General features: G+C 65.7%; 23 protein-coding genes, 3 tRNA genes and 2 pseudogenes. 9 read left to right on the top strand and 19 right to left on the bottom strand.

Going from position 1 to position 25,017, the window contains the following annotated elements:
- The first annotated feature begins 23 nt into the window (after positions 1 to 23).
- The 3 genes from AWC06_RS17020 (at position 24) to AWC06_RS17010 (ending at position 1,240) form a co-directional block, all read left to right on the top strand.
- The gene (locus AWC06_RS17020) at positions 24 to 896 is read left to right on the top strand and encodes a DUF3566 domain-containing protein (RefSeq protein WP_085199187.1); all 873 of its coding nucleotides are present in this window, start codon (positions 24 to 26) and stop codon (positions 894 to 896) included.
- Between the two features lie 58 nt (positions 897 to 954).
- A tRNA-Ile gene (locus AWC06_RS17015) sits at positions 955 to 1,028 on the top strand.
- Positions 1,029 to 1,167: 139 nt separating this feature from the next.
- A tRNA-Ala gene (locus tag AWC06_RS17010) sits at positions 1,168 to 1,240 on the top strand.
- A 17-nt stretch (positions 1,241 to 1,257) separates the two neighbouring features.
- On the opposite strand, the gene AWC06_RS23080 is transcribed toward AWC06_RS17010, so the two are convergent.
- Positions 1,258 to 1,713 carry a hypothetical protein gene (locus tag AWC06_RS23080; RefSeq protein WP_139820100.1) on the bottom strand — a complete coding sequence of 152 codons (456 nt, stop codon included), beginning with the start codon at positions 1,711 to 1,713 and terminating at the stop codon, positions 1,258 to 1,260.
- A 311-nt stretch (positions 1,714 to 2,024) separates the two neighbouring features.
- Here AWC06_RS23080 and AWC06_RS23075 point away from each other — a divergent pair, with 311 nt between their 5' ends.
- The gene (locus AWC06_RS23075; RefSeq protein ID WP_139820099.1) at positions 2,025 to 3,131 is read left to right on the top strand and encodes a hypothetical protein; all 1,107 of its coding nucleotides are present in this window, start codon (positions 2,025 to 2,027) and stop codon (positions 3,129 to 3,131) included.
- Positions 3,132 to 3,265: 134 nt separating this feature from the next.
- Here AWC06_RS23075 and AWC06_RS23685 read toward each other — a convergent pair.
- From AWC06_RS23685 to cwsA, 4 genes and pseudogenes are all read right to left on the bottom strand, one after another.
- A pseudogene (locus AWC06_RS23685) lies at positions 3,266 to 3,510 on the bottom strand (IS1634 family transposase); the annotation flags it as partial.
- A gap of 480 nt (positions 3,511 to 3,990) precedes the next feature.
- Entirely contained in the window at positions 3,991 to 4,221 is a 231-nt protein-coding gene (locus AWC06_RS16995) for a hypothetical protein (RefSeq protein WP_085199185.1), read from the bottom strand.
- An 82-nt stretch (positions 4,222 to 4,303) separates the two neighbouring features.
- On the bottom strand, positions 4,304 to 4,798 hold the full coding sequence (locus AWC06_RS16990; RefSeq protein WP_085199184.1) for a hypothetical protein: 495 nt from the start codon (positions 4,796 to 4,798) through the stop codon (positions 4,304 to 4,306).
- A gap of 25 nt (positions 4,799 to 4,823) precedes the next feature.
- Positions 4,824 to 5,249, bottom strand: a complete 426-nt coding sequence (gene cwsA / locus AWC06_RS16985; protein WP_085199183.1) for a cell wall synthesis protein CwsA — start codon at positions 5,247 to 5,249, stop codon at positions 4,824 to 4,826.
- A gap of 132 nt (positions 5,250 to 5,381) precedes the next feature.
- Here cwsA and AWC06_RS16980 point away from each other — a divergent pair, with 132 nt between their 5' ends.
- Positions 5,382 to 5,930, top strand: coding sequence for a peptidylprolyl isomerase (locus tag AWC06_RS16980; RefSeq protein WP_085199182.1), 549 nt, complete (start codon positions 5,382 to 5,384; stop codon positions 5,928 to 5,930).
- Positions 5,931 to 5,934: 4 nt separating this feature from the next.
- On the opposite strand, the gene AWC06_RS16975 is transcribed toward AWC06_RS16980, so the two are convergent.
- Positions 5,935 to 6,351 carry a PH domain-containing protein gene (locus tag AWC06_RS16975; RefSeq protein ID WP_085199181.1) on the bottom strand — a complete coding sequence of 139 codons (417 nt, stop codon included), beginning with the start codon at positions 6,349 to 6,351 and terminating at the stop codon, positions 5,935 to 5,937.
- Positions 6,352 to 6,506: 155 nt separating this feature from the next.
- Positions 6,507 to 6,788 (bottom strand): cell division protein CrgA, encoded by a 282-nt coding sequence (gene crgA / locus AWC06_RS16970; protein ID WP_085199180.1) that lies wholly within the window; start codon positions 6,786 to 6,788, stop codon positions 6,507 to 6,509.
- 91 nt (positions 6,789 to 6,879) lie between these two features.
- Here crgA and AWC06_RS16965 point away from each other — a divergent pair.
- Positions 6,880 to 7,421 (top strand): annotated as a pseudogene (locus AWC06_RS16965) (DUF881 domain-containing protein).
- Here AWC06_RS16965 and AWC06_RS23820 read toward each other — a convergent pair.
- Entirely contained in the window at positions 7,411 to 8,079 is a 669-nt protein-coding gene (locus AWC06_RS23820) for a TetR/AcrR family transcriptional regulator (RefSeq protein ID WP_139820098.1), read from the bottom strand. The pseudogene AWC06_RS16965 and the gene AWC06_RS23820 overlap by 11 nt on opposite strands.
- A 95-nt stretch (positions 8,080 to 8,174) precedes the next feature.
- Between AWC06_RS23820 and AWC06_RS16955 the strand changes: the two genes are divergently transcribed.
- Positions 8,175 to 9,422, top strand: a complete 1,248-nt coding sequence (locus tag AWC06_RS16955; RefSeq protein ID WP_211281982.1) for a nucleotide disphospho-sugar-binding domain-containing protein — start codon at positions 8,175 to 8,177, stop codon at positions 9,420 to 9,422.
- A gap of 9 nt (positions 9,423 to 9,431) precedes the next feature.
- Positions 9,432 to 10,100, top strand: coding sequence for an aminodeoxychorismate/anthranilate synthase component II (locus AWC06_RS16950; protein WP_085199178.1), 669 nt, complete (start codon positions 9,432 to 9,434; stop codon positions 10,098 to 10,100).
- Here AWC06_RS16950 and pknB read toward each other — a convergent pair.
- The 7 genes from pknB to AWC06_RS16915 form a co-directional block, all read right to left on the bottom strand.
- Complete coding sequence (gene pknB, locus AWC06_RS16945; RefSeq protein WP_085199177.1) at positions 10,078 to 11,958, bottom strand: Stk1 family PASTA domain-containing Ser/Thr kinase; 1,881 nt, start codon at positions 11,956 to 11,958, stop codon at positions 10,078 to 10,080. The genes AWC06_RS16950 and pknB overlap by 23 nt on opposite strands.
- Positions 11,955 to 13,253: a protein kinase domain-containing protein gene (locus tag AWC06_RS16940; RefSeq protein WP_085199176.1), complete on the bottom strand. Its 1,299-nt coding sequence runs from the start codon at positions 13,251 to 13,253 to the stop codon at positions 11,955 to 11,957. Before AWC06_RS16940 ends, pknB begins: the two co-directional genes overlap by 4 nt.
- Positions 13,250 to 14,725, bottom strand: coding sequence for a D,D-transpeptidase PbpA (gene pbpA / locus AWC06_RS16935; protein WP_085199175.1), 1,476 nt, complete (start codon positions 14,723 to 14,725; stop codon positions 13,250 to 13,252). The genes AWC06_RS16940 and pbpA overlap by 4 nt, the downstream gene beginning before the upstream one ends.
- Positions 14,722 to 16,131, bottom strand: coding sequence for an FtsW/RodA/SpoVE family cell cycle protein (locus AWC06_RS16930; RefSeq protein ID WP_085199424.1), 1,410 nt, complete (start codon positions 16,129 to 16,131; stop codon positions 14,722 to 14,724). Before AWC06_RS16930 ends, pbpA begins: the two co-directional genes overlap by 4 nt.
- Positions 16,128 to 17,573, bottom strand: coding sequence for a PP2C family protein-serine/threonine phosphatase (locus tag AWC06_RS16925; protein WP_085199174.1), 1,446 nt, complete (start codon positions 17,571 to 17,573; stop codon positions 16,128 to 16,130). Before AWC06_RS16925 ends, AWC06_RS16930 begins: the two co-directional genes overlap by 4 nt.
- Positions 17,570 to 18,037, bottom strand: coding sequence for an FHA domain-containing protein FhaB/FipA (locus AWC06_RS16920; RefSeq protein ID WP_085199173.1), 468 nt, complete (start codon positions 18,035 to 18,037; stop codon positions 17,570 to 17,572). The genes AWC06_RS16925 and AWC06_RS16920 overlap by 4 nt, the downstream gene beginning before the upstream one ends.
- A gap of 134 nt (positions 18,038 to 18,171) precedes the next feature.
- Positions 18,172 to 19,662, bottom strand: a complete 1,491-nt coding sequence (locus tag AWC06_RS16915; RefSeq protein WP_085199172.1) for an FhaA domain-containing protein — start codon at positions 19,660 to 19,662, stop codon at positions 18,172 to 18,174.
- A gap of 246 nt (positions 19,663 to 19,908) precedes the next feature.
- On the opposite strand from AWC06_RS16915, the gene AWC06_RS16910 reads away from it, so the two are divergent.
- Positions 19,909 to 19,994: transfer RNA gene (locus tag AWC06_RS16910), tRNA-Leu, on the top strand.
- A gap of 13 nt (positions 19,995 to 20,007) precedes the next feature.
- Here the strand turns inward: AWC06_RS16910 and AWC06_RS16905 are convergent.
- Genes AWC06_RS16905 through AWC06_RS16890 form a run of 4 tightly spaced genes read right to left on the bottom strand, consistent with a single transcriptional unit; the run spans position 20,008 to position 24,992 of the window.
- Positions 20,008 to 21,258 carry a DUF7373 family lipoprotein gene (locus AWC06_RS16905; protein ID WP_085199171.1) on the bottom strand — a complete coding sequence of 417 codons (1,251 nt, stop codon included), beginning with the start codon at positions 21,256 to 21,258 and terminating at the stop codon, positions 20,008 to 20,010.
- A gap of 14 nt (positions 21,259 to 21,272) precedes the next feature.
- A complete protein-coding gene (locus AWC06_RS16900) occupies positions 21,273 to 22,523 on the bottom strand; it encodes a DUF7373 family lipoprotein (RefSeq protein ID WP_085199170.1) in 1,251 nt (416 codons plus the stop codon).
- A 46-nt stretch (positions 22,524 to 22,569) separates the two neighbouring features.
- On the bottom strand, positions 22,570 to 24,603 hold the full coding sequence (locus AWC06_RS16895) for a serine/threonine-protein kinase (protein WP_085199169.1): 2,034 nt from the start codon (positions 24,601 to 24,603) through the stop codon (positions 22,570 to 22,572).
- 47 nt (positions 24,604 to 24,650) lie between these two features.
- Positions 24,651 to 24,992 carry a GNAT family N-acetyltransferase gene (locus AWC06_RS16890; RefSeq protein WP_085199423.1) on the bottom strand — a complete coding sequence of 114 codons (342 nt, stop codon included), beginning with the start codon at positions 24,990 to 24,992 and terminating at the stop codon, positions 24,651 to 24,653.
- Positions 24,993 to 25,017: the final 25 nt, after the last annotated feature.

The following is a 25,017-nucleotide window of genomic DNA, read 5'->3' as shown; positions in this document are numbered from 1 at the left end:
CGGACGGAAGTAAGGAGCGGTGGGTGACTTCACCGAACGAGCCGGGATACCCCGGACCGGGCGATAGCCCGAACGGGAATGGCTCGGTCGACCGGGTAGGCCCACACCGACCGGCCGCCGACCGTTCTTCCGATGCCCGTGACGCGGCTCCCAGGCAGCGCAGCAGCGGCGCCCGATCCCCCCAGGCGCCGTCCCGCCCGTCCTCGGAGGCGCCGCCGCCGCGCGAACCGCGTTCGCCCGGTCGGCCTTCTGGCGCAGAGGCGCGGGTAAGCCGGTTCATTTCCGGAACCGCAGCTCCCGGCGCCGCGAAAACGCCGGCTCCGGGCCCCGCCAAGGCGCCGCCGCACGAAGCCGACTCGGCCCCGCCGCGACACGAGAGCCGGCACACCGACGCCTACACCAGCGAACTGCCTGATCTCTCCGGCCCGGTGCCTCGCACCGCGCAGCGCAAACCCCCGCCCGAGCGGGAAAAGGCGGACACGTCGCCTCCGACAGAGCGGTTGGGAAGCCGGGTCCAGGTGAGCGCGCGGTCCCGGGGTCCGGTACGTGCCAGCATGCAGATCCGGCGGGTCGACCCGTGGAGCACGTTGAAGGTGTCGTTGGTGCTCTCGGTCGCGTTGTTCTTCGTCTGGATGATCGCCGTGGCCTTCCTGTATTTGGTACTCGGCGGGATGGGCGTGTGGAGCAAGCTCAACAGCAACGTCGGCGACCTACTGAACAACACCAGCGGCAGCGCCGACCTGGTCTCCAGCGGAACCATCTTCGGTGGGGCTGTGCTGATCGGGTTGGTCAACATCGTCTTGCTCACGGCCATGGCCACCATCGGCGCCTTCATCTACAACCTGACCACCGACCTCATCGGCGGCATCGAAGTAACGCTGGCCGACCGAGACTAGTCTTTTGGGGACGGACGGTCCGGTGGGGTAATCTCGTCGCTCGGCCGTACGCGCGTGCGGGCCTATAGCTCAGGCGGTTAGAGCGCTTCGCTGATAACGAAGAGGTCGGAGGTTCGAGTCCTCCTAGGCCCACAACCATGTGTTCGCCAAAACGCTCCGTGAGACTGATGTTGGGGTTGGCCGCGATCGCCCTGCTGGTGGCGGTGGTTCGGTCTCGGCGCGGCGTCGAGGTCTGGCATGTGGCCGCCGACCAGACCGCTGGTCGGCCCGAGGGGCCTTAGCTCAGTTGGTAGAGCGCTGCCTTTGCAAGGCAGAAGTCAGGGGTTCGAATCCCCTAGGCTCCACGAGGAATATGCGCAGGTCAGTGGCTAGCTTGCGGCTCGCAGCTTAGGGCTGGAATTCGTGCCAGTCCACGCCGTGCCCACATTTTGCCCAAATTGCGAGTTAACAGGTCGTTGATGGCGACACCGACCGCCTCAACATCGGACCCATACAGGTGGCCGTGGCGGTCCAACATCAAACCCGCGAATTCATGGCCCGGCATTTCTGAAGCGCTTTGATGTTGGCGCCGGCCTGGATCGCTAGGGATGCAGCCGTGTGGCGCAGCTCGTAGAGCTTGAACTCGCATACCACCCTTGACTCCCCGGCAGTGTTCATTACGGTCCTCGGGAAACAACTCCGCGGCGGCGACCGCCCGCGACCACCACCGGCGCCGGACATTAGTGCCGCGCATGTAGCCGCCCATCGAGTCGGGGAACACCAGTGCGTCGAGATCTTGCGGTGTCAGCAGATCGGCCACGAACGCTGGCAGGCTCACCGCGCGAGCCTTCCCGTTCTTGGGTGATCCCACAACAAACAACCGATCGACCAGCGTCACCGAGCATGAGATCCGTAGCCGCAGATTCTCCAGATCGAGATCCCGCCAGCGCAGCTCCTAGTGTTCAAATTCCATCCGAATCGCAACCAAAACCGCGGCTCAACGCGCGGCCGCTCCGCCAACACCCCGAGGGTGAGCCCAGTCGGGTTCCACAATTCCCGATGTGAATGACTATGCGAGCGCATACGCTCGCATCGACGAGCCGGACAACATGACCAAACCGGAGCATCACGACACGGGGGGTTGGGGGCATGTTGTTCCGTGGTCCACCTCACGGCCATAGCGTTCGACGGGTCGTCGCAAGTGTCGACGCACCCGCGCCCGCGTCACTCCTCGAACAGCGGCGCCATGTCGCCGATTGGATCTTCACGGGCGCGCTCCTCTTCAACGGCGCACTCACCGTCTTCTGGCTTGCGGTGCTCGTCACCGGAGCCGACCCGGTGTTCTTCGGCACCTACGCCGTCGACCGCGACGAGATCGTACGCGTGACCTCGGGCGTGCTGATCTTCGGGGTCTTCTGGGGCGGGATCTGGTACGGCATCAAGAACGCGCTACTGAAGTCTGTCGCGGGGTTCTCGAACGAAGAACGCCGCGCCGCGTTTTCGTCACGCATGTCCGCGCCTTACGACGTCAAGGAGATCGTGGCGCGCCACTCCGAGCGTCGCATCCGCATCATCGACATGATCGGACGCCGGGGCCGGTTCATCACGCTCGCGGCCGTCAGCTTCTTCTATCTCTACGCGCGCATCGGCACCGAGCGGCCCGAGACGTTCGCCACCGCGTTCATGAAGGACAGTCTGCTCGACGGCGTGGTCGTCGCGTGGGTGTTCCTCGCCCTTTACTACGGGGAAGGATTCCTCGCGGCGGTCGCCTACGGTCCGCAGTCGCGCATCATGGACGGCGTGCTCGCGCGGGCGAACTGCCTCCTCATCATGACCTTGTGGTTGATGTTCAAGTTCGTGATGGTCCCGATCGGCAAGCAGCTCGCCGTCGTCTTTCCTCCGAACCAGTTCGCCGTCGTCTTCGCGCTCATCTGGGGTTCGTACATGGTCGCCGATGCGCTGGCGGAGATCGGCGGAGCGCTGTTCGGACGCCAAAAGATCTGCGTGCGCGGCATCGGCGACGTCAATCGCAAATCGGTGGCGGGCATCGTCAGCGGGTTCACCGGTGCGCTGATCTTCTGTGCCGTCATCGTCATGGCCAACCAGTTGCCGCCGCCGTGGCTGGCACTGTCGTTGGTGATCGCCGTATCGAACACGCTCCTCGAGCTTTATTCACCACGTGGTACGGACGATGTAGTCATGGCTACTGGCAACGCGCTCATCTGCTGGGCATTCGGCGCCTTGGTCCTACACTGATCCACAAGCAGGCTAATGTCCTTTCCGCACTGTCCAAATCAGCACACCCAGGCGCGTTGGCCGCGCTCAAGGACATCTACAGCGCCGAAGACATCGACAAGGCCCAGGCCGCGGCCAACGCCTTCGAGCTCGCTATCCCACAGAGGGGTCATCTGCGAAGACAGGAGCGGCACCGTGCCCGGCCCCAGGTGACCGGAGATCCCCAGATCCAGCTCGGTCTGCCCAGAGCGGCCAACCGCTCGGCAGCCGCAGCCTTCAGCGCCGCCAACTCGACGTCGTCGTGCCCCGAACCGAGATGCTCGATTGAGCGAGAGCCCTTGCGCCAGGACCACACGACCTGCACCGCGGTGGCCCCCGACGACGTCTTCACCGTTCGCACTTAGGCCATCCGGGCAGCGTACGGCCCGATCCTAGTGTTCAAATTCCATCCGAATCGCAACCAAAACCGCAGCTCAACGCGCAGCCGCTCCGTCAACACCCCGAAAGTGAGCCAAGTCGGGTTTTAGACCGAGGATCTGAGTGAACCGCTGGTGCGTTCTTCCTGGTTTGTGAGCCTGAAAGGCGTGCGGCAGAGCGCGCGTCGAGCAGCGCGTCTATGTGGACAGTAGTTAGGTATGCAGCCACTGATGTAGCTGGCTAGGCGCCACGCGACGGACTCGGGCGTTGTCTACAGGTCGTGCTATGACCACAGATTGCTCACAATCTGCCCACGGTTACAGCTATCTGTGGTGAATCACTGTTATGTGATTGGCCACGTTGATGGGCTATCGGACCCCTGACCAGCCGCGCGATCCGCCTTTGAAAGGCAGAAGTCAGGGGTTCGAATCCCCTAGGCTCCACGACGCCCCGTATCTATTCCTTAGCCACACCAGGCGCGCACATCGGGCGGATACTGATCGAGCGGTCCAACACACCGCTGCCCCGGCGGGTAGTTGACGCGTGCGTTGAGCAAATCGCACGGAATGTAGACCTGCTTGCCTTGAGGGGTGTTGCTCAAACACTGGGTCGGCGGCTGCGCGCCCGCCTGGGCGGGGAAAAAGAGCGTCAACGCCAAGACGCCGAGCACCCACACAACACGGCGATAGATCATGGGAACTCCTTTGACGCATTCAGGGAGGAACCAGTCCCAGAATGGCCAAATTTTGACCTGCGCAAACGAAAAGGCGTTTCTCCTATGCGCCAGCCATGAGCTGGGCAGCCCATCCGGCGGCGGCGGCAGAGAGGACGTGCCAGGCGCCGTGGTATTGCCACAGGCTGTCGGGCCGGCACAGCGGCGACCCAGAGCGTCCCGCGGCGTAGGCAGCCAATCCCAGCGCAAAGACGCCGGCCGGCCTCGCCCAGGCTGACCACCGCCGCTGGCGCCCGCTGCGGGCCAGGCCGACCGCGTATACCGCTACCGCGGCGACGATGGGCCAGTCGTGAGCGGGCTTCGCCCATGACGGCTGGGGTCCATGAAAGGCGAAGCTTCCTACCCCGACCGCCACGAGCGCAACTCCGGCAACCCCGGCCAGCGGCGCCCTGACCCGCACCGCCCAGGACAGTACGGCCATCCCCGCGGCGACGTAGGCCAGGCTGGTGACGGCCAAGACGGGCTGCGCCAACGCGCCGCCCACAATGCGCTCGCAGTCCGACTGACCGAAACCAGCGGGAGCGGTCAAAACCTGCATGGCGCAACCGCGATACGCCGGAAGGCTATGGCCGCTGTTGGACGTCGACGCTCGGCGGCCGCGGCGACGGCTCCGGGCGTGACGAGCGGCGGATCACCGAGAACGCGACCGCACCGCCACCGAGGACCAGCGCGGCCACGCCCGCAATCACCCACGGGCGCTTGCTGCGACGCTGGGAGCGACGCGCCTTCTGAAGCGCCTCCGGTAAGCCGCTGACCACGTCCTGCGCGGCGGCCAGTTCCTGCGCGATCGTCTCTTGCGCGGCCTGCAGATCCTGAGCCAGCCGGCCCTCGCGATAGCGGCGGCGAAGATTCGCCGCACCGGCCTGCGCGGAATCGACGCCCAATCCGACAAGGCCGCGGGTAACGTCGACCGGCCCCACCGCCGTGTACGCCAGCCCTCGGCTCAGTCTCTGACGTGGGGTCAACCGGGACTTCGTCGTCACGCTCATCTGCCGCCTTTCTGCCGACCGTGCTCGTCGTGCACACCGGCCTCCCACATTGCCACTATCGCGATGCGAACGGGGCCAATAGCTGCACTGTCTGCACGACCGGGCACCGGATGTCGGGCCGCCCCGCAAGTGATGGCAGACTGTGATCCCGTGACTAACAGCCCGATTCAGACTGCCACTGCCACACTGCACACCAACCGCGGCGACATCAAGATCGCACTTTTCGGAAACCACGCGCCCAAAACCGTCGCCAACTTCGTGGGCCTGGCCCAGGGCACCAAGGAGTACTCGACCGAGAACGCTTCCGGCGGCACTTCGGGGCCGTTCTACGACGGCGCGGTCTTCCACCGGGTCATCAGCGGCTTCATGATCCAGGGCGGCGACCCGACGGGTACCGGCCGCGGGGGCCCGGGCTACAAGTTCGCCGACGAATTCCACCCCGAATTGCAGTTCGACAAGCCCTACCTGCTGGCGATGGCAAACGCGGGCCCGGGCACCAACGGGTCACAGTTCTTCATCACCGTGGGCAAGACCCCGCACCTGAACCGGCGGCACACGATCTTCGGTGAGGTCGTCGACGAGGGGTCGCAGAAGGTCGTCGACGCCATCGCCACCACCCCCACCGATCAGAGCGATCGGCCGACGGAGCCCGTCGTCATCGAGTCGATCACCATTTCCTGACGGATCAGGAGCCGGCGTAGCCGGCTGCGGTAAGCGCGTCGAGCACCTCGAGCGGGTCGGTGCCGAGATCCCAACGGGACAGGACCAGCAGCCGATCGTCGGCCGTGTCGATCTCGAGCAGGCGCATTTTGCGCCCGATTCGGCGGAACTCGGTAATCCGGATGACCTTGATATCGGGTCGGCGCAATAGCTGCGTTCGCAACCATCCGCGAACGACCAGGCCGTCGGAGGTGATTGCCAGTTTCGGGCGCGCGCGCCAACTGACGCTTGCAAACAAGATCAGACCCGCCGCGGCAATGCCTGTCAATATCCTGCCAGGAAGGTCTGTGATCAAGGTCACACATGCGATAGCCATCACAACGCCGGCGAGGCCGCAACCTGCGATTCCGGCATTAGGCGGCGCCCATTGTGTTTGCTGCACGCTATCCCTAGATCGTCCTACCATTGCCGATCCGGTTATCCACAAGCGCTATCAACAATGGGGATGAATCACAAGCGTGTGATCCAGTAAGCACGAAGTTGCCAGCCCAGTAACGCCCGAGGCCCCAGATGAATTCATCACGGCGCCGATAACTGCTACCGCCACCGCATTGTGAGCAACAGACCGGTGATCATGAAAGCAAACGCGATGGCATAGTTCCACGGCCCGAGCTCCGCCATCCAGTTCAGCGCCGACGGGGCGTCCGGGCCGGTGGCCGCCAGTTGGAACACCATCAGCCAGACCAGGCCGATCAGCATCAAGCCGACGAACAGCGCGACGAACCACACACTGGACGGCCCGGCCTTGACCTTGACCGGTGTACGGCTCACCGCGCTCACGGTGAAGTCGCTCTTCTTGCGGACTTTCGACTTGGGCATTTCTACCTCGGGGATGCCTCGGAGACTACGGTATTCAGGGCGGGTGCAACGACGAGCCTAACGCACCCACCAGGAACGAACGGAGAGGCCGATGGGGAGCTCCCCCGCCTCCGCCGGCGGCGGCGCCCGCAGACGCCGCTCGCCGTGGCGGGTCGGGGTGCCGTTGGTGTGCCTGCTCGCCGGGTTGCTGCTGGGGGCCACCCACGGTGTCTCGGGTGGCGGCGAGATCCGGCGCAGCGACGCGCCGCGCTTGGTGGACCTGGTTCGCCAGGAACAGGCCGACGTCGACCAGCTGAGCGCCGAACGCGATCGACTGGCCCACACGATCGACTCCACCCATGGCCGGTCTTCGAATACCGCGCTGGCGGCGATGTTGCGCCGCGCTGCGTCGGAAACACGTTGCTGCTCAACGGACGAACGTACAGTCCGCCGTACACGATCACCGCGATCGGCGACGCCCCGGCCCTGCAGGCTGCACTGGCCGCCGCTCCCCTGGTGACGCTCTACAAGCAGTACGTGGTGCGGTTCGGCCTGGGCTACACCGAGCAAGCCATGCCGGACGTCCGGGTCACCGGGTACACGGAGCCGGCGCGGATGCATTTCGCCCAGCCGGCCGGGCCGGTCAGCTATTGACTTGTCCCGCAGCGAAAACCGTCTCGGCGAGCATCCGCCGAACCCACGCCTGGTAGGCATCGGTGCTCCACCCGTCGCGGTGGGTCATGCGGTAATAGGTCTCGGCGCTGCAGAGCACAGTGCAGGTTTCGACCAGTTCGTCGAACGGGACATCGTCACGAAGCCAGCCGCGGCTGCGGAAAACCTCGGAGATTCGCCGGAATTGTTTGTTGAGCCCGGCTATGAACTCGTCCAGGTACCGGTCCAGCTCCGGGTCGGAGTTGGCGCCGCCCAACAGCGCGGGCGTTAATTTCGCGGACCCCTTATGGATGTCGGTGACTGCCGCGGCGGCAACATCGAGCGCCTGGCCGGGATCGTTGATCTTGACGAGCTGGCGGCCGAATTCCAGGTTCAATATGCTTTCTTCCCCACTCACGCCCACTCCGGCGAACTCGGCCGCGGCGATCAGCAGGGCAGCCTTCGGCCCCTGGCCCTGAACAGTTTCTACCGAAACACCAGCGGCGGCAGCGATTTTCGCCAACGTGGTGCGCGCATAGCCTTCCGCGGCAAAGAGGTCGGCGGCTGCCGCGAGTATCCGCGACCGCGTCTGCTCCGCCTGCTGCTGACGCAACTCGGACCGGTACGCCCGTGGGCGCTTGGATATTGACTCCGGTGGCATAGTAATGAATACTACCATTGCGGAACTAACAGCGAGCCTGGGGGTGCGCAGTGTCATCGATCATCCTGGCTAGCATCCCTGCGCATGGACATGTCATGCCGCTGCTTTCGGTTGCCGAGAAGTTCGTCGACCGCGGTGACGACGTGCGCTTCGTTACCGGCACTTCGTTCGCCGACAAGGTCGCGGCCACCGGCGCCACCTTCGTACCACTCGCCGCCGAAGCGGACTTCGACTTCGATCTGCTCGCAACCTTTCCTGAGCGGGCGAAGCTGAAGGGCGTCAAAGCCGTTGCCTTCGATATGGAAAATGTGTTTTTCCGTCCTGCCAAAGCTCAATACGACACGCTCACAGCCGCTTTGGCGGCCCAACCTGCCGACGTGGTGCTCGCCGAACCGCTATTTCTTGGTGCCGCATTCATGCTCGGGCACCCACGGGCATCACGCCCTGCGATTGCGATGTGCTCGGTGGGCCCGCTGCCTCTGTACAGTCGCGACATTGCTCCGTTCGGCATGGGATTGGCGCCCATCCGAGTTCTGAATCGTGAGCGCAACGCCGCGCTGGCCGCATTGAATCGTCGGATACTCCGGGGACCGAGCCAGATCGTCCATCACCTGTACCGTCAGGTGCACGGCACGGACATGCCCGGCACCCCTCCCGAGTGGTGCCGCCGGGCTGACGCGCTAGTGCAATTCACTGTGCCGTCCTTTGAATATCCCCTATCCGATGCGCCCGCGAACCTATTCTTCGCTGGGCCGCTATCCGCCACCGGTTCGCAAGCGCCGCTCCCGGATTGGTGGGGCGACCTCGACGGCGCGCGGCCCGTCGTGCATGTCACCCAAGGCACCGTTGCCAATAGGGACTACAGCCAAGCCATCGCGCCCACCTTGAGTGCGCTCGCCGATGAGGATGTCCAGGTCGTCGTCGCGACGGGTAATCGCCCACTGGACGGACTGCCCCCACTGCCGGCCAATGCCCGCGCAGCGATGTATCTGCCGTATGACGAATTGCTCCCGCGCACTTCGGTTTACGTGACCAACGGCGGCTACGGCGGCGTGCAGTATGCATTACGCTATGGCGTGCCGATCGTCGCCACCGGCGGCAAGGAAGACAAGCCAGAGGTGGGTGCCCGCGTCGCGTGGTCAGGCGTCGGGCGGCGCATCAGAAGTGAGCACCCCTCGCCGCGCGCGCTGCGCCGCGACATTCTTGCCGTGCTGAGCGAGCCGCGCTACCGACAAGCCAGCCGCCGGATAGCCGCCGAAATAGCTGCCGCCCCCGGCTTCGCCGGGCTGGCCGACATCGTGGACCGGTTGGCCGACCCCGCGCCGGTGGCATTCGATCGGTAACCTGGCACGATGCGGATCTTGGTCGTCGACAACTACGACAGCTTCGTCTTCAACCTGGTGCAGTACCTCGGCCAGCTGGCCGCCGAGGCGAAGGTGTGGCGCAACGACGACGCACGGCTTTCGGATCACGCCGCGATCGCCGAGGAGTTCGACGGGATCCTGCTCAGCCCCGGCCCCGGAACACCCGAGCGGGCCGGCGCGTCGGTCGACCTGGTGCGCGCCTGCGCGGCGGCACGCACCCCGTTGCTCGGCGTCTGCCTGGGGCACCAGGCCATCGGCGTCGCCTTCGGCGCCACCGTCGACCGGGCTCCGGAGTTGCTGCACGGCAAAACAAGCAGCGTCTTCCACACGAATGCGGGTGTGCTGCAAGGGCTTCCGGATCCGTTCACCGCGACGCGCTATCACTCGCTGACAATCCTGCCGGAGACCTTGCCTGCCGAGCTCGAGGTCACTGCCCGTACCCGTAGCGGGGTGATCATGGGTGTGCGCCACGTCGAACTACCCATCCACGGCGTCCAGTTCCACCCCGAGTCGATCCTCACCGAGGGCGGCCATCGGATGCTGGCCAACTGGCTGGCCTGCTGCGGTCAGGTCCAAGACGACGCGCTCGTGCGCCGGCTGGAAAGTGAGGTCCTGAAGGCGTCAGCCCCGGCGGCTATTGACCGAACTTCAGCGTGATGATCCCGTCGCGGTTGCAACCAGCCCCCGCCGGCGGGCTCTGATAGACGACCCGGTGGGACTGGGCGCCACCGGCGTCGACGTCGGGACCTTTGTCCAGCGCGCCCGTCCAGCCCAGCGCGCGTAACCGGGGTTCGGCATCGGTCCAGAACATCCCCGACAGGTCCGGCATCACGAACTGGTTCCCCTTGGACACCTGGATCTCGATCACCGAATCCACCGGAACCTCGGTCTGCGCCGCGGGATTGGTGGCTATCACCTGACCTGCGGGGGCGGTGCTGTCCACCGCAACGCGGTTCACCTTGGTGAAACCGCTCAGGGTGAGGGACTTCTCCGCCTCCTCGGCTGTCTGGTGTGCAACGTCGGGAATCTTCTTGGTCGCCGGACCCGAGCCGACGATGACAGTGATCTCGTTGGTGATCCCGAACGTCTGGTTGGCGGGCGGGCTGGTCGCGATGACCTTATCTTTCATCTCCGGCGTCGACGGCGAGTGGACCTGCTTGAAACGGCCGAACCCGGCCGACTTCAGTTTGCGCACCGCGGCGGCATAGCTCAGGTTGGAAACGTCGGGCACCTCGCGCTGCTCGGGCCCGGTGGAGACGTTGACCGTGATCTGATCGCCCGCACCCACCGAGGAGTTGGCGCCCGGATCGGTGCCGATGACGTGGTCGGGCGGAACCGTCGAGTCTGGCTTCTGCTGGGTGCGTGTCTTGAAGCCGCGGTTTTGCAGCGCGGCGATCGCATCGGCGGACGCCTGGCCCCGCACGTCGGGCACTTGCACGTTGCGCATGCCGCCGCCGAACGTATTGATGACGATCGTGACGATGACGGTCAGCACTGCCAACGCCGCGACCGCGATGAGCCAGCGGCTCACCGACCCGGGGCCGCGCTCACGAGCGAAGTCGAGTTCCTGGCGTGGCAGCGGATCGGTCTGCGGTCCGGCCGAGTCGCTCGAATGTGCCGAAGCCAGCATCGATTTGCGCTCCGCCGCGGTGAGGACCTTGGGTGCCTCCGGCTGCTCACCGTTGTGCACCCGGACCAGATCGGCGCGCATCTCCGCGGCGGTCTGGTAGCGGTTGTCGGGGTTTTTGGCCAATGCCTTGAGCACAACGGCATCCAGTTCGGGAGAGATGCCCTCGTGTCGTTGCGACGGCGGAATGGGGTCTTCTCGCACATGCTGATAGGCCACAGCCACCGGCGAGTCACCGATGAAAGGTGGTTCGCCGGTGAGGATTTCGTAAAGAACACAGCCCAGCGAGTAGACGTCGGAACGGGCGTCGACCGCATCGCCGCGAGCTTGCTCGGGCGAAAGGTATTGCGCCGTACCGATCACCGCCGCGGTCTGTGTGACGCTGTTGCCGCTGTCGGCGATCGCCCGGGCGATGCCGAAGTCCATCACCTTGACCGCGTTTGTCGTGCTGATCATGATGTTCGCCGGCTTGACGTCGCGGTGGATGATGCCGTGCTGGTGCGAGAAGTTCAACGCTTGGCACGCGTCGGCGATGACCTCGATGGCGCGCTTCGGCGGCATCGGCCCGTCGGTGTGGACGATGTCACGCAAGGTGACGCCGTTGACGTACTCCATCACGATGTAGGGCAGCGGGCCGGCCGCCGTTTCGGCCTCACCCGTGTCGTACACCGCGACGATCGCCGGGTGGTTCAGCGCGGCGGCGTTTTGCGCCTCACGACGAAAGCGCAGGTAAAAGCTGGGGTCACGGGCCAGGTCGGCGCGCAGCACCTTGACCGCAACGTCGCGGTGTAACCGGACGTCGCGGGCCAGGTGGACCTCGGACATGCCGCCGAAGCCGAGGATCTCACCCAGTTCGTAGCGGTCGGACAGGTGTTGCGGGGTGGTCATCGCGGTGTCTCGTGTCGGGGCAGCGACGCATGGTGGTAAACCAGCGTGGCGGCCCGCGGCTGTTGGCTTTGCCGTCCAGGATTACCCGTTACCGATCGATCCGTCCAATTGGACGGCTGTGCAGGAGGCGAGCCGGCCTTGCTGGGCGCTGTCCCGGTATCGGTGACGGTCGGCGCCGACGGTTGCGGCTGGGAGTTGTCGTGGGAGTTCATCACGATCAGGACCGCGATGATGATCGCCAACGCGCCCAGCACCCCGGCCGCCCACAGCAACGCACGCTGGCCGGACGAGAAGGTGCGCCGCGGCGGTGGCGTGCGCTGACCGCCCGTCGTGGGACGGGCCCGGCGTGCAGCTGCAGCCCGCCCGGTGGGGTTGGCTGACGCCCGCGCTTGTGCCCCGGATGGAATCGAGGCCGGGGTGGCCCGTCCGGGCGTCGCCGCCTGGTCGGGCCGCGGTGGCCGGCGTCCGGCGCGGACCGCGGCGACGGCGTCGGCGAACGGTCCGCCACTGCGGTAACGCATGCCCGGGTTTTTGACGAGCGTCATCTCGATGAGTTCACGCACGTTCGGTGGCAGCTCGGATGGCAGCGGCGGCGGAGGCTCTTTGATGTGCTTCATCGCCACCGTCAGGGCACCGTCACCGGTGAACGGCCGCTTACCCGAAACCGATTCGTAGCCAACAACTCCCAACGAATAGACGTCGCTCGCCGGTGTCGCGTCGTGACCGAGAGCCTGCTCGGGTGCGATGTATTGGGCGGTGCCCATCACCATGCCGGTCTGGGTCACCGGTGCGGCGTCGACGGCCTTCGCGATACCGAAGTCGGTGATCTTCACCTGGCCGGTCGGGGTGATCAAGATGTTGCCGGGCTTGACGTCGCGGTGGACCAGCCCGGCGGCGTGCGCCACCTGCAACGCGCGCCCGGTCTGCTCGAGCATGTCCAGCGCGTGCCGCAGCGAAAGCTTGCCGGTGCGTTTGAGCACCGAGTTCAGCGGTTCCCCGTTGACCAGCTCCATGACCAGGTAGGCGGTGCGGCCCTCGCCGTTCATCTGGGTTTCGCCATAGTCGTGCACGCTGGCGATCCCGGGGTGATTGAGCATCGCGGTGGTGCGCGCCTCAACGCGGAACCGCTCGATGAATTCCGGGTCAGTGGAGAACTCGCTCTTGAGCACTTTGACCGCGACGCGCCGGCCCAGCCGGTTATCGACCGCCTCCCACACCTGGCCCATGCCGCCGGTGGCGATGAGGCGCTGCAGGCGATACCGGCCAGACAGCGTCACACCTACTCGCGGGCTCATGGTCCTCCCTGCAGCGCGGCCTCGATCACCGCCCGCCCGATCGGCGCGGCGAGCGCGCCGCCGGTCGCGGACAGGCGGTCGGCGCCATCCTCCACCAGCACCGCGACGGCGACCTTCGGGGTCTGCGCAGGCGCGAACGCGATGTACCACGCGTGCGGTGGGGTGTTACGCGGGTCGGTGCCGTGCTCTGCGGTACCGGTCTTGGATGCGATCTGCACGCCGGGGATGGCCCCTTTCTGCTGTGTGACTTGCTCGGCGCCGACCATCAACTCTGTTAGCTTAGCTGCGACCTGCGGGGACACCGCACGGCGCTGTTCGTGCGGCGCGGTGGTGCTGATGTTAGCCAGGTCGGGCCCCTGCAGGCTATCGACCAGGTAGGGCTGCATGGTGACGCCCGCATTGGCGATGGTCGCGGCGACCATCGCGTTCTCCAGCGGCGTGAGCGCGACATCCTTCTGGCCGATGCTGGACATTCCCAGCGCGGCGGCATCCGGGATCGCCCCAACGGTGGATTCTGCGACCTGCAGCGGCATCGGGTCGGGGGCCACGTCCAGGCCGAACGACTGCGCGGTGTTGCGCAGGGCCTCGGCGCCGGTGCTCAACCCCAATTCGACGAACGCGGTGTTGCACGACCGGGCGAACGCCTCGCGCAGGGACACGGTGTCTGCGCTGATGCACGGCGTGCCACCGTAGTTCTCCAGTGTGGCCGTGCTGTCGGGCAGCGGAATCGTCGGCGCCGCGGTCAACTGCTCGTTTTCGGTGGCCCCGGCCTGAAGCGCGGCCGCGGTGGTGATCACCTTGAATGTCGAGCCGGGCGGGTACGTTTCGGAGATCGCGCGGTTGGTCAACGGCGAGTTGGGGTCGTCGCGCAATCGCTGCCAGGTTTGTGACTGCTGCTCGGTGTCGTGCGACGCGAGCAGATTGGGGTCATACGACGGCGACGACACCAGCGCCAGCACCTTGCCGGTGGACGGTTCCAGTGCGACGACCGCACCCTTGCACGGTCCGTTGCAGCCCTGCTGCATGCCATCCCAGGCGGCCTGCTGCGCGCGCGGATTGATCGTGGTGTCCACGTTGCCTCCACGCGGATCGCGGCCGGTGAAGAAATCGGCCAGCCGACGACCGAACAGCCGCGGATCAGAGCCGTTGAGCACCGGGTCTTCGGCGTGTTCGAGCCCGGTGCTGGAGTAGCGCAGCGAATAGAAGCCGGTGGCCGGTGCATAGGCCGCGGCGTTGGGATACACCCGCAGGAAACGGAAGCGGCTGTCGGTGGCCACCGAATAGGCCAACAGCTGTCCCCCGGCGGTGATCTGACCGCGTTGGCGCGAGTACTCGTCGAGCAGGACACGCTGGTTGCGGGGGTCGGCACGCAACCCGTCGGCGGTGAAAACCTGGGTGAGCGTGGCGTTGAACAGCAGCAGCACGATCATCGCCATCACGGTCACCGAGATTCGGCGCAGGGAGGCGTTCATACCCGCTCGATCACCTCGGTCTTGGCCGCCGCGATCGACGAGATATTGCGCGACCGGGTGCGGAATGGACGCCGCGCGGCATGCGAGATGCGCACCAGAATGGCCAGCAGCACATAGTTGGCCAGCAGCGACGAGCCGCCGTAGGACATCCAGGGGGTGGTCAGCCCGGTCAGCGGAATGAGCTTGGTCACCCCGCCGACCACGATGAACAGCTGGATGGCCAGCGTGGAGGCCAGACCCGCGGCGAGCAGTTTGCCGAAGCTGTCACGCACCGCGATCGCGGTGCGCATGCCACGGATGATGACGATGGTGTAGAGCATCAGCAGGCCGGCCAATCCGACCAGGCCGAGCTCTTCACCGAATGCGGCGATGATGAAGTCCGTCGACGCGGCCGGCACGGTGTCCGGTTGCCCATTGCCCAGCCCGGTGCCGAAAATACCGCCGGTAGCAAAGCTGAACAGCGACTGCACCATCTGATAGCCGCTGCCCTCCGGGTCCGCGAACGGATCGAGCCAGGTCTGCACTCGCACGCGGACATGACCGAAAGCGAAATACGCCGCAACGCTTCCCAGCGCGAATAACGCCAGACCGATGACCACCCAACTGAACCGCTGGGTGGCCAGGTAGACGACAACCAGAAACGACGCGTACAGCAGCAGCGAAGTCCCCAGGTCTTTCTCGAAGATCATTACGCCGACCGAGATCACCCAGGCCGCCAGCAGCGGCGCGAGGTCACGCGGGCGGGGCAGGTCCATACCGAGGAAATGCTTGCCGGCACTGGTGAATAGGCCCCGTTTGGCCACCAGCACCGCCGAAAAGAAAATAAGCAACAGGATCTTGGAAAACTCGGCAGGCTGAATTGAGAAGCCTGGCAACCGAATCCAGATCTTGGCGCCGTTCTGCTCGGAGAACGACAGTGGCAGCAGCGCCGGGATCGCCAATATCACCAGGCCGGCCAACCCGCTGATGTAGCCGTAGCGGGCGAGTTGTCGATGGTCCTTCAGTAACGCCACCACCAAAGCGAAGGCGGCCACCCCCACCAGCGTCCACAGCACTTGCGGGTGTGCGACTGCGCGTGCGCCGCCACCGGCGAAGCGCTCGGCGAGGTCGAGTCGATGAATCATCACCAACCCCAGACCGTTGAGTAGCGCCACCACCGGCAGTAGCAGTGGATCCGCATACGGCGCAAAGCGTCTGATGGCCAGATGCGCTCCGGCGAACAACACCAGGAACCCTGCCGCGTAATCGAGCAGGTCCCAACTCAAACGGCGGTCCTGGTCTGCCTGCACGATAGCCAACGCTGCTGTGGTGATCATTGCGGCGAAGCACAACAGGAGCAGTTCGGCATTGCGCCGAGTCGGCAGCGGCGGTGTCACCGAGACCGCCGGCTGCGGCTGTGTCGTCATGCCGCCGCTCGGCATTCGACGCCCGGCTGGGGTGACGATGGGGGGATTGAGGTGTGGGTGGGTGCGGATTTCGTCGGTGCTCGCGGTGGGGGCACTCCAGGAAGGGGCGGTTCTGGTTTGCGGCTTGTGGTCGGCGGGGGATGTGGTTTGGGCGCTGGCGATTTCGCGTGAGCGGATGGGCACACCGGCAGCAGCGATTCGGTTGCCAATCTGCGCAGCTGGGCGTTGGCCTGCTCGAGTGTGCCCACCGGCAGGCCCGCGGCCACCTGTGCGCGGGCCGACTCGGCCAGGTCCGACAGCTTCATCGGCTGACAGTTGTGGGTACCGCCCGGCTGGCCGTAGCGGATCACCGATAATTCGTTGCGGTTGTTGATGCAGCCCTGGGAGTAGGGCTGGTGCAGGTGCATACCCAGGATCGATGCCTGGATGCCCTGCATGATGGTTACCACGCCGTTGTTGTCGGCTACGTAGTAGTAGTTGCGGACGATCGTGCGGCCGATGGCCAGCCCGGCGAGCGCCAGCAATGCGAGCAGCGCCAGGCCGATTATTATGCGTCGCCGGGAGCGCCGTGGCCGGGTGAAGCTATCCGCTTGCGGCAGAACACGTTTGACGACACTTTTCCGCGGGCTGATGGCCGATGCGCGGCCAGCGGCGGTGTTGGGTGCGGTCAGTTGATCGTCGTCGCCGGATACCGCGCCGGCGATGATCGGCTGGGTCGGCCCGTAGTTCTCGTCGACGACGTCGGCCACTACAACGGTCACGTTGTCGGGGCCGCCGCCGCGCAGCGCCAGTTCGATGAGGCGGTCAGCACTGTCGGTGACGTCGGGAATTTTCAGCGCCTCGAGGATGGTCTCGTCGCTGACCGGGTCGGAGAGCCCGTCCGAGCAAAGCAGGTAGCGGTCTCCGGAGCGCACTTCCCGCATGCTCAACGTGGGCTCGACCTCATGGCCGGTCAGCGCTCGCATGATCAACGATCGCTGCGGATGGCTGTGCGCCTCTTCCCGGGTGATCCGCCCTTCGTCGACCAACGTCTGGACAAATGTGTCGTCCTTGGTGATCTGGGTCAGCTCACCGTCGCGCAGCAGGTAGCCGCGGGAGTCGCCGATGTGTACCAACCCAAGTCGGTTGCCTGCGAACAGGATTGCCGTAAGCGTGGTGCCCATTCCCTCGAGGTCGGGTTCCATCTCGACCTGTGCGGCTATGGCCGAATTGCCGGCTCGCACCGCGGCGTCCAGCTTGGCGAGCAGGTCGCCCCCCGGCTCATCGTCGTCGAGATGGGCCAACGCGGCGATCACCAACTGGGAAGCGACCTCGCCGGCGGCGTGGCCGCCCATCCCGTCGGCCAGGGCCAACAGCCGCGCGCCGGCATACACCGAATCTTCGTTGTTGGACCGGACCAGGCCGACATCGCTGCGGGCTGCATAGCGCAAGACCAGGGTCACGGCCGCAACTCGATTACCGTTTTGCCGATACGAACCGGCGTGCCAATGGGAACTCGTACCGCCGTCGTCACCTTTGCCCTGTCAAGGTATGTGCCGTTGGTCGATCCTAGATCTTCGACATACCATTCCGAGCCTCGCTGGGAAAGCCGCGCGTGCCGTGTCGAGGCGTAATCGTCGGTGAGCACCAGCGTGGAGTCATCGGCGCGTCCGATCAGCACCGGCTGGCCGCTCAAGGTGATGCGGGCACCGCTTAGAGCGCCCTCCGTCACCACCAGATAGCGTGCGGCGTCTCGCCGCTGCCGCGACGGCAGTAGGGTGCCGCGCAACGGCAAACCCCGCCGCACCATGACCGCGCCGGTCGGGGCATAGATGTCGGTCCGCAGGATTCTCAGCACCGACCAGATGAACAGCCATAGCAGCATCAAGAAACCGGCGCGCGTCAGCTGCAGAACCAGTCCCTGCATCTGGCGGCCCCTCCGTCTTGGTCCGTGCTGGCGTCCGTACCCGTCGCGCCGGTGATACCGAGCACATCGGCAACGTCACGATACTTGGACGGCGGCCACCACGGTGTGAAGCTGGATAGCTTCGCCGACCGCGCTCAGCGGATGTGGACGATGATCTCCGAGTGCCCCAGCCGGATGACATCGCCGTCGGCCAACTGCCACTCCTGCACAGGGGCGTTGTTGACGGTGGTGCCATTGGTGGAGTTGAGGTCGGAGAGTAGCGCGACTTGTCCATCCCAACGGATTTCAAGGTGGCGACGCGACACGCCGGTGTCCGGCAACCGGAACTGAGCATCCTGTCCTCGCCCGACGATGTTGGTGCCTTCGCGCAACTGGTAGGTGCGCCCGCTGCCGTCGTCGAGTTGCAAGGTGACGGTTGCACCGGAGGCCCCGTAACCGCTCTGCCCGTAGTCGCCATACCCGCCGGGCGCCGCCGACTGGCCGTAGTCGTAATCGGGCGCCGCCGGCTCGGCGTACCCGCCGGGAGCCGCGTACGTCGCAGCGGGCGAGTCGCCGTAGCGGGTGTAATCGGAGCCTTGACCGTAGTCCTGTCGGCCGTATCCGCCGCCCTGGTAGCCCTGCTCGTAGCCGCCGCCCTGGTCGGGGTAGGGCGCGCGCTGCTCGGGTGCGCCGTAGCCTCCCTCGTCGGGGCGAGCCGGCCCCCGGCCGTAGTCGTATTCGCCGTAGCCCTGGCCCGGTTGACCATAGCCACCGCCCTGGCGATAACCCGCGTCGTAACCTGATCCGCCGCCGTATCCGCCGCCCGGCCGCTGTTCGTAGGGCGGGTAGCCGCCCTGCTCGGGGTAGCCCCCCCGTTGGTCGGGGTAGCCCCCCCGCTGGTCGGGGTAGCCGCCTTGGTCGGGGTAGCCGCCTTGTTCCGGGTAGCCCCGTTGGTCGGGGTAGCCCCCCCGTTGGTCGGGGTAGCCGCCTTGGTCGGGGTAGCCGCCTTGTTCCGGGTAACCCCGTTGGTCGGGATAGCCACCTGGTTCCGGCGGGTATGGTCCCCGCGGCTCCTGGCCACCGCGTGGATCGTCTTGCTGACGCCCGTAGCGCTCGTCGTAGTAATCGTCGCCGGGCCGCCCCTGCCCCTGGCCGCCGCGATAGCTCGAATTCTCAGTCATCGGTGGTACTCCTGGTTCTGCGCTAAACGCATATTCTGATTCTGGCGGGGCGACGTCGATAGCGGTCGGGCGGGGCTCGATATCGGGGTTGACAGCACCGCGGGTGCGGAACTGGCCGGTATGCAGGTTCGATGACTGCTCGAACCGCACAACCACATCACCATACGTTTGCCACCCCTGTTCGCCGATGTATCCGGCTAAGTGTTTAGCAAAGGCGTCCGACGTCAGATCTGAATCGGCGCCCACATTCTGATAGTCGTGCATACCGAGGGTAATGATGTATTCGTTGGGAGCCAAAAGCCGATCGCCCTGAAGGGACCGGACACCGTCGGCCGCCTCCCGGCGCAGCATGGCTTCCACTTCTTGCGGAACGATCGATCCCCCGAACACCCGCGCAAAAGCGTCCTGGACGGTGGCCTCAAGTTTGCGCTCGATGCGTTGAACTAGCCCCTTCTGGCTGTTCATGTCCAGCGCTCGCCTCACTCGTCTTTCCGTATCCCGGCACGGCGGACGGTCCACCGGCGTGTCGCACCAAGCGTGTCCTACTCAAACATGGTATCGGTCCAGCACAGCGCTGTGGCACCTGCAGAACTCTGAGAATCACATCGGTGCAGGTCGACCCAGCGGGCTGGACGACCGGGACCGCTGCCGGGGCATCGGCGCCCGTTGGGGACGGCGGCTATTACAGTGGTAGTCTCCACCGGTTGTCTAGGGCGAGTGGCGGAATGGCAGACGCGCTGGCTTCAGGTGCCAGTGTCCTTCGGGACGTGGGGGTTCAAGTCCCCCTTCGCCCACCAAATTTTCGAAGTACTACTTGCCGGCCAGGATGCGGTACTGCGCGGCCATCTGCTGCTTGACGTCTTTCTCGTCGGCGGAGAACGCGGTGAAGGCATACCGATCCGCTCGTGCTACGCACTTGAACGGCCACACCACCCGCTGCCAGGAGGGCGGCGGGTTTGGCTCGCTGAGCGTCTTTTTTCGGGCGAAGCATTGAGCTCGCGGTAGACCCGTGATCCCCGTGATGGGATGAACGCCGTCCGATGCGCGCATGTCGGCAGCGAGTTGTTCGACCACTTGTGCGGCCCCGGTCGTGTCGCGTGCTTGATAGACGGTGGTCATCCGTTGCGCCACTGCATCGACGCCTGCGGACCTGAAGAGGCCCGCCGCCTTGATCGGGTCGTCTTCGAAGTGCAGCCAAGCGGTGGGCTCCCAAACCCCGACGATGAAGGGTCCGCTGTTGTCCGGTGCCCATAGCGTGCGGGCCAACAGGTGCCCGGTGAAGTCCTTCGGGAGGTCGGCAAGCTTCGCGGGGTCGGTCGGTTTAAACCGGTCGATCAACGGCTCCTGCTTGTCCAGCGCCAATCCGATGAGTCGAGGGGCTGCAGCCGTCTCGGTGCGGTCGGAGATGTGTACCGCTTGGAATAGCACGAATGCGCCGCGCGGGGTGAAGCTCGATGCGATGACGTCGCCGCCTGCAATATCGTCGAGCGTTGTAATTGCCTCGGGGTGGCCGTCAAGCGGCACCCGCCGCGGGTTGACATCTGGATATTTGTCCGACATCTCGCGCGCCGCTGCCCCGGCAGAATCGACGTCGGGAAACCGCAGCACCACATTGAGCAAAGCCTTTGTCGGTCCCGCAGTGCGCATGCTGGAAAAGCCGGCGATGAAACCGTGCGCCGCGGCTATGTCGGCGATGGGGTCCGGCAGCACACGGTTCTGCGCCAGCAGCCGCGCCTCGGGGAACGGCCCGGTAATGGTCGTGTCGACCACCGGTCCACGCTGGTGAAATGCCGGATCGGCTTGCCATGGGCCGGCCACGTCTACGCCGATCCGGTGAGCCTCCATCAGGGCGCCGTTCACCCGGCCCGCGGTGCCAAACGGGGGACCTGCCGCGGTCGGATAGGTACCGGTGTCAAGCAACGCGACGACGGCACCGTCGGCATCGGCGCGATCGGGCGCCTTCACTGGCGCGCCGGCCACCGTGGCGGTGCAGCCCAGCACCATGAGCGCAGACACCGCAGCTTGCGCCGTGCCGAGCGTCCGGCCCAACAGTTTGCGCATTGTTGTGTGCTCTCCTATTTGCCCGCGAGAATCCGGTATTGGGCGGCGGTCTGCTGTTTGACGTCTTTCTCCTTGTCGGAGTAGGCGATAAAGGTGTAGCGATCCGCGTGCGCGACGCATTTGAAGCGGGCCCCCATTTCCCGAGTGGTCGGCGCGGCCGCCACGTGTTGCCGGCTAAAGCATTTAGCCGTGGGCAGGCCGGGCACCCCGGTAGTGGGCTTGACCCCGGGACCGGGGTTTGACGCGAGTTGCTGCGCGAGGCGGGCGGCGCCACCGGGGTTATGGGTTTGATACACCGTCGTCAAACCCTTCGCCACCGCCTCGACACCGGCTGCGGCATACCAGGCCGCTGCCGCGATCGGGTCGTCTTCAAAGTGCAACCACGCGCGCGGCTGCCACACACCGGCGACGAAGGCAGCATCGAGGTCCGACGTCGGCAAGGTGCGGGCCAACAGCTTTCCCGTCGGGTCGAGCGGAAGATTGGCCAGCTTCGCCGGATCGGTGGCTGCGAACTGGTCGAGGAGTTTTTCTTGATGGCCGAGGACGAACTCGACCAGCAGCGCGGCTTCGGGAGCCAAGTCGGGCGCGCTTGACTTTCTGGACTGCGCGTCCTGATACAGGACGTATGGGCCCCAGGCGGTGAAACTATCGACGACGGTTTTTTCACCGAGCGCGTCATGAGCCGATGCGGCCGCCTCGGGGTAGTTCTCGATGGCAATCGGAGATCGCGGCGGGTCCTCGATTTGAGCATTTTTGGCTGCCATCTCGGCGCTGGCCGCCGCCGCGGCACCCGGGTCGGGGAACCGCATCACGACATTCGTCAGAGCCGACTGGGAGCCGTGCGAATAACGGGAGGTGGCAAACGTGGTGATGATCCCGTGCGCCGCCGCGATGTCGAGAACCGGCCCCGGCAGAAGCTCTTCGAGCGCGATCTTCAGCAAGTCGACGTCTGGGGCCGCCTGGGTAGAGGCAAAGTTTGACTCGCGTAGCTTCGCGTTGACCTCCCAGGGGCCGACCACATACTCGGCCATCCGCTGGGCTTCCAACAGAGCGCCTGACGACTCGCTACCGGCAGTGCCGACCGGGTGGCTGGCCGTCGTCGGATACTTGCCGGTGTCCAGCAGCGCCACCACGACACCATCGGCGTCCGCGGGCTGCGTCGCCATGACCGCGACACCGTTCACGGTCGAGGTGCAACCGAGCAACGCCGTCGCAAAAACCGTGGCAAGTCCCGCACGTAGGACCCGAATGCGGTGCTTACCCATGCGAAAAACGATAGTCGGACCCAGCAGGCCGCCACGTCGGGGTTTTTCAGTGGACCTGCGCGGCGAGGGCGGTGACGAAATTCGAGTTGAGGTATTCGGTCGCCGGGTAGCTGCTGGTGTTCAGCGCTGCAATGAGATTCGGGTCGTCGACGATGACCATCGCGCCCCGATACAAGGTGAGTGGTTGAGGTAACCCGTTGTATCCACCGCCGCCGGCGGCCTTGTCCGTGCGCACCGCGACCATCACGTCGGTGTTGAGCGAATACAGATCGTTGTCCGGCATGGGCCGCACGCCCCCGGCGTCGGCGTCGGTGCTCTTCAGTTTGTCGCTGTAGCGAAAGCCCAGACCCTCGAGGTAGCCGGTGACCGGCGCGCCGAGCAGCGTGGCGGTGACACCGTTGTCGCTCACGTTGACCACCGCGATCGTCTTGCCGTTGAACGCCGGATGCTGGTTGCGCAGATCATCTTGCTGGCTACCGGCGGTGTCGATGAGCTGTTTTGCTTTGTCCTCGCGGCCGATGATGCGCCCTATCCAGGTCAGCTGGTTCTGCCAAGTCCATGCCGATCCGGTGCTGTCGGATGGGCGGGTGATGGTGGGGGCGATCGCCGCCAAGGCGTTGTAGGCGGCGTCGTTGATGGTGCCGGTGTCGATGATGACGTCAGGTTTCGCCGCCTCAATCGCGGCGCTGTCCACAGCGGGGACCACCTTGACCCCGCCGGTGACAAGTTGCTGCTCCCAGCTGGCCAGCTTGCCGCCCGGCGCGGTCATCACAACCGGCTGCACGCCCAGCGACAGCACCGCGTCGCCGTCACCGGGTCCGACCGCGGCCACCACATGCGGCTCCGCGTTGATCTGAGTGGTTCCATGCACATGACTGAACGACTGAGGCTGATAGCCCGGGCTGGAGCCGCCACCCCACATGACCGCCGCGATGGATCCGGCGGCGATGAGCACAACCCCGGCGATGGCCGCCGCGATCCACCCACGCCGTCGACCGCGCTGCGGGGGCCCGGCGCTGCGCTTAGCGTCGGGTTTCTGTGTTGGAGGGAAATGCTGCGGGGGGCCCATGGGACGGGGCTGCTCGGGCGAGCGCTCACTTGGAATCGGAGGCGGTCCGCCGAACTGGCCGCCCGGATAGGCGGGGCTCTGACGGCTGGGCGGCGGTGTCTGCGGTGGCGGTGCCCACCGAGGTGGTGCCGGCGGCGCCGGTGGTGGGGCAGGAGCTTGGCTCACCGGGACGGTGACACTCTCCTCGAGTGCCGCGGCGGCGGCTTCGGCGAAGTCGCGGGCACTCTGGTAACGGTCATCGGGATTTTTCGCCATCGCCCTGGCCACCACCGCGTCGATGGCTGGGGGCAGGTGCTTGGCGCGATCGGTCACCCGCGGGGGCGGTTGCGTCAAATGAGCCGCCATCAAAGCGGCCATGCCGCCCGCCGACGCGAACACCGGATACCCGGTCAGCATCCGGTACAGCGAACAGGCCAGCGCGTAGATGTCCGCGCGTCCATCGACGTGTCCGCTGCCCAACGTCTCCGGTGCGGCGTACGCAACGGTCGTCATCACCGTTCCTGTCGCGGTCAGACCGACGCTGTCGTCGAGGGCGCGCGCAATCCCGAAGTCCGCCAGGAAAATTCGCTCGTCATCGGGGGACAGCAGGAAGTTCGCCGGTTTGACATCACGATGGATCAGCTTGCGGCGGTGCGCATAATCCAGCGCCTTGGCGACCTCGCCGACGATACGCACCGCCCTCTTGGGGGTCATCCGACCTTCGTCGAGCTCCTTGGACGCGTCGCTGCCGGCCACGTACTGCATGGCGATCCACAGCTGGCCCTCCTCCGATTCACCGCGGGTGTAAACAGTGACGACGTTGGGGTGATCCAGGGTGGCGGCCAGGTCGGCCTCGCGAAGAAACCGGGCGCGAAACGCCGGGTCCTGCGAAAGCTCCGAGCTGAGGACTTTCAGGGCGTCGCGGCGCGGCAGCACCGGGTTCGCGGCCAGATACACGGTTCCCATGCCTCCGGAACCCAGTACCTTTTCGATGCGGTAACCCGAGATCACCGTCCCCGCGCGCAGCACCACGCCGCCGAACCTAACCTACTTCTCGGCGAGGATCCGTTACTCGGGGACTAATGAGACGAGAGCGTCTGCGCCCACTGCAGGATTTCGGGCGTGGCCGGGTCGGTGATGTCGCTGAACTCCGGGTGCCTCTTGAGGAACGCGGCGACCAGCTGGCAGACCGCGACAACACGTTTGCCGTCCTGGCGGGTGGCCTCGAGAGCTTCCCGCACCAGGATGGTCGCCAACCCGCGTCCCTCGAACTGGTCGTCGACTTCGGTGTGGTAGAAAACCCGCTGGTTGCCCCGGTCCGCGACGGCAGTGAGCCCGACCGTCTGGCCCTCGACGCCGATGGTGTACTTGCCGTCTTCTGCCCTGACGATGGTTTCGGCGCCGGTCTTGTCCGTGGTCATCTGCATCCTTTCGGTACGGCGGTCG

It is taken from the genome of Mycobacterium fragae (genome assembly GCF_002102185.1).
In the GTDB taxonomy this organism is placed as follows: domain Bacteria; phylum Actinomycetota; class Actinomycetes; order Mycobacteriales; family Mycobacteriaceae; genus Mycobacterium; species Mycobacterium fragae.
This window is presented reverse-complemented; position numbering and strand designations above follow the sequence as displayed.

Bases quoted from the DNA above. Each gene is read 5' to 3' on its own strand.
- AWC06_RS23075 (WP_139820099.1), top strand. From the start codon at position 2,025: ATGTTGTTCCGTGGTCCACCTCACGGCCATAGCGTTCGACGGGTCGTC.
- AWC06_RS16995 (WP_085199185.1), bottom strand. From the start codon at position 4,221: ATGATCTATCGCCGTGTTGTGTGGGTGCTCGGCGTCTTGGCGTTGACG.
- AWC06_RS16990 (WP_085199184.1), bottom strand. From the start codon at position 4,798: ATGCAGGTTTTGACCGCTCCCGCTGGTTTCGGTCAGTCGGACTGCGAG.
- cwsA (WP_085199183.1), bottom strand. From the start codon at position 5,249: ATGAGCGTGACGACGAAGTCCCGGTTGACCCCACGTCAGAGACTGAGC.
- AWC06_RS16980 (WP_085199182.1), top strand. From the start codon at position 5,382: ATGGCAGACTGTGATCCCGTGACTAACAGCCCGATTCAGACTGCCACT.
- crgA (WP_085199180.1), bottom strand. From the start codon at position 6,788: ATGCCCAAGTCGAAAGTCCGCAAGAAGAGCGACTTCACCGTGAGCGCG.
- AWC06_RS23820 (WP_139820098.1), bottom strand. From the start codon at position 8,079: ATGCCACCGGAGTCAATATCCAAGCGCCCACGGGCGTACCGGTCCGAG.
- AWC06_RS16955 (WP_211281982.1), top strand. From the start codon at position 8,175: ATGCCGCTGCTTTCGGTTGCCGAGAAGTTCGTCGACCGCGGTGACGAC.
- AWC06_RS16950 (WP_085199178.1), top strand. From the start codon at position 9,432: ATGCGGATCTTGGTCGTCGACAACTACGACAGCTTCGTCTTCAACCTG.
- pknB (WP_085199177.1), bottom strand. From the start codon at position 11,958: ATGACCACCCCGCAACACCTGTCCGACCGCTACGAACTGGGTGAGATC.
- AWC06_RS16940 (WP_085199176.1), bottom strand. From the start codon at position 13,253: ATGAGCCCGCGAGTAGGTGTGACGCTGTCTGGCCGGTATCGCCTGCAG.
- pbpA (WP_085199175.1), bottom strand. From the start codon at position 14,725: ATGAACGCCTCCCTGCGCCGAATCTCGGTGACCGTGATGGCGATGATC.
- AWC06_RS16930 (WP_085199424.1), bottom strand. From the start codon at position 16,131: ATGACGACACAGCCGCAGCCGGCGGTCTCGGTGACACCGCCGCTGCCG.
- AWC06_RS16920 (WP_085199173.1), bottom strand. From the start codon at position 18,037: ATGCAGGGACTGGTTCTGCAGCTGACGCGCGCCGGTTTCTTGATGCTG.
- AWC06_RS16915 (WP_085199172.1), bottom strand. From the start codon at position 19,662: ATGAACAGCCAGAAGGGGCTAGTTCAACGCATCGAGCGCAAACTTGAG.
- AWC06_RS16905 (WP_085199171.1), bottom strand. From the start codon at position 21,258: ATGCGCAAACTGTTGGGCCGGACGCTCGGCACGGCGCAAGCTGCGGTG.
- AWC06_RS16900 (WP_085199170.1), bottom strand. From the start codon at position 22,523: ATGGGTAAGCACCGCATTCGGGTCCTACGTGCGGGACTTGCCACGGTT.
- AWC06_RS16890 (WP_085199423.1), bottom strand. From the start codon at position 24,992: ATGACCACGGACAAGACCGGCGCCGAAACCATCGTCAGGGCAGAAGAC.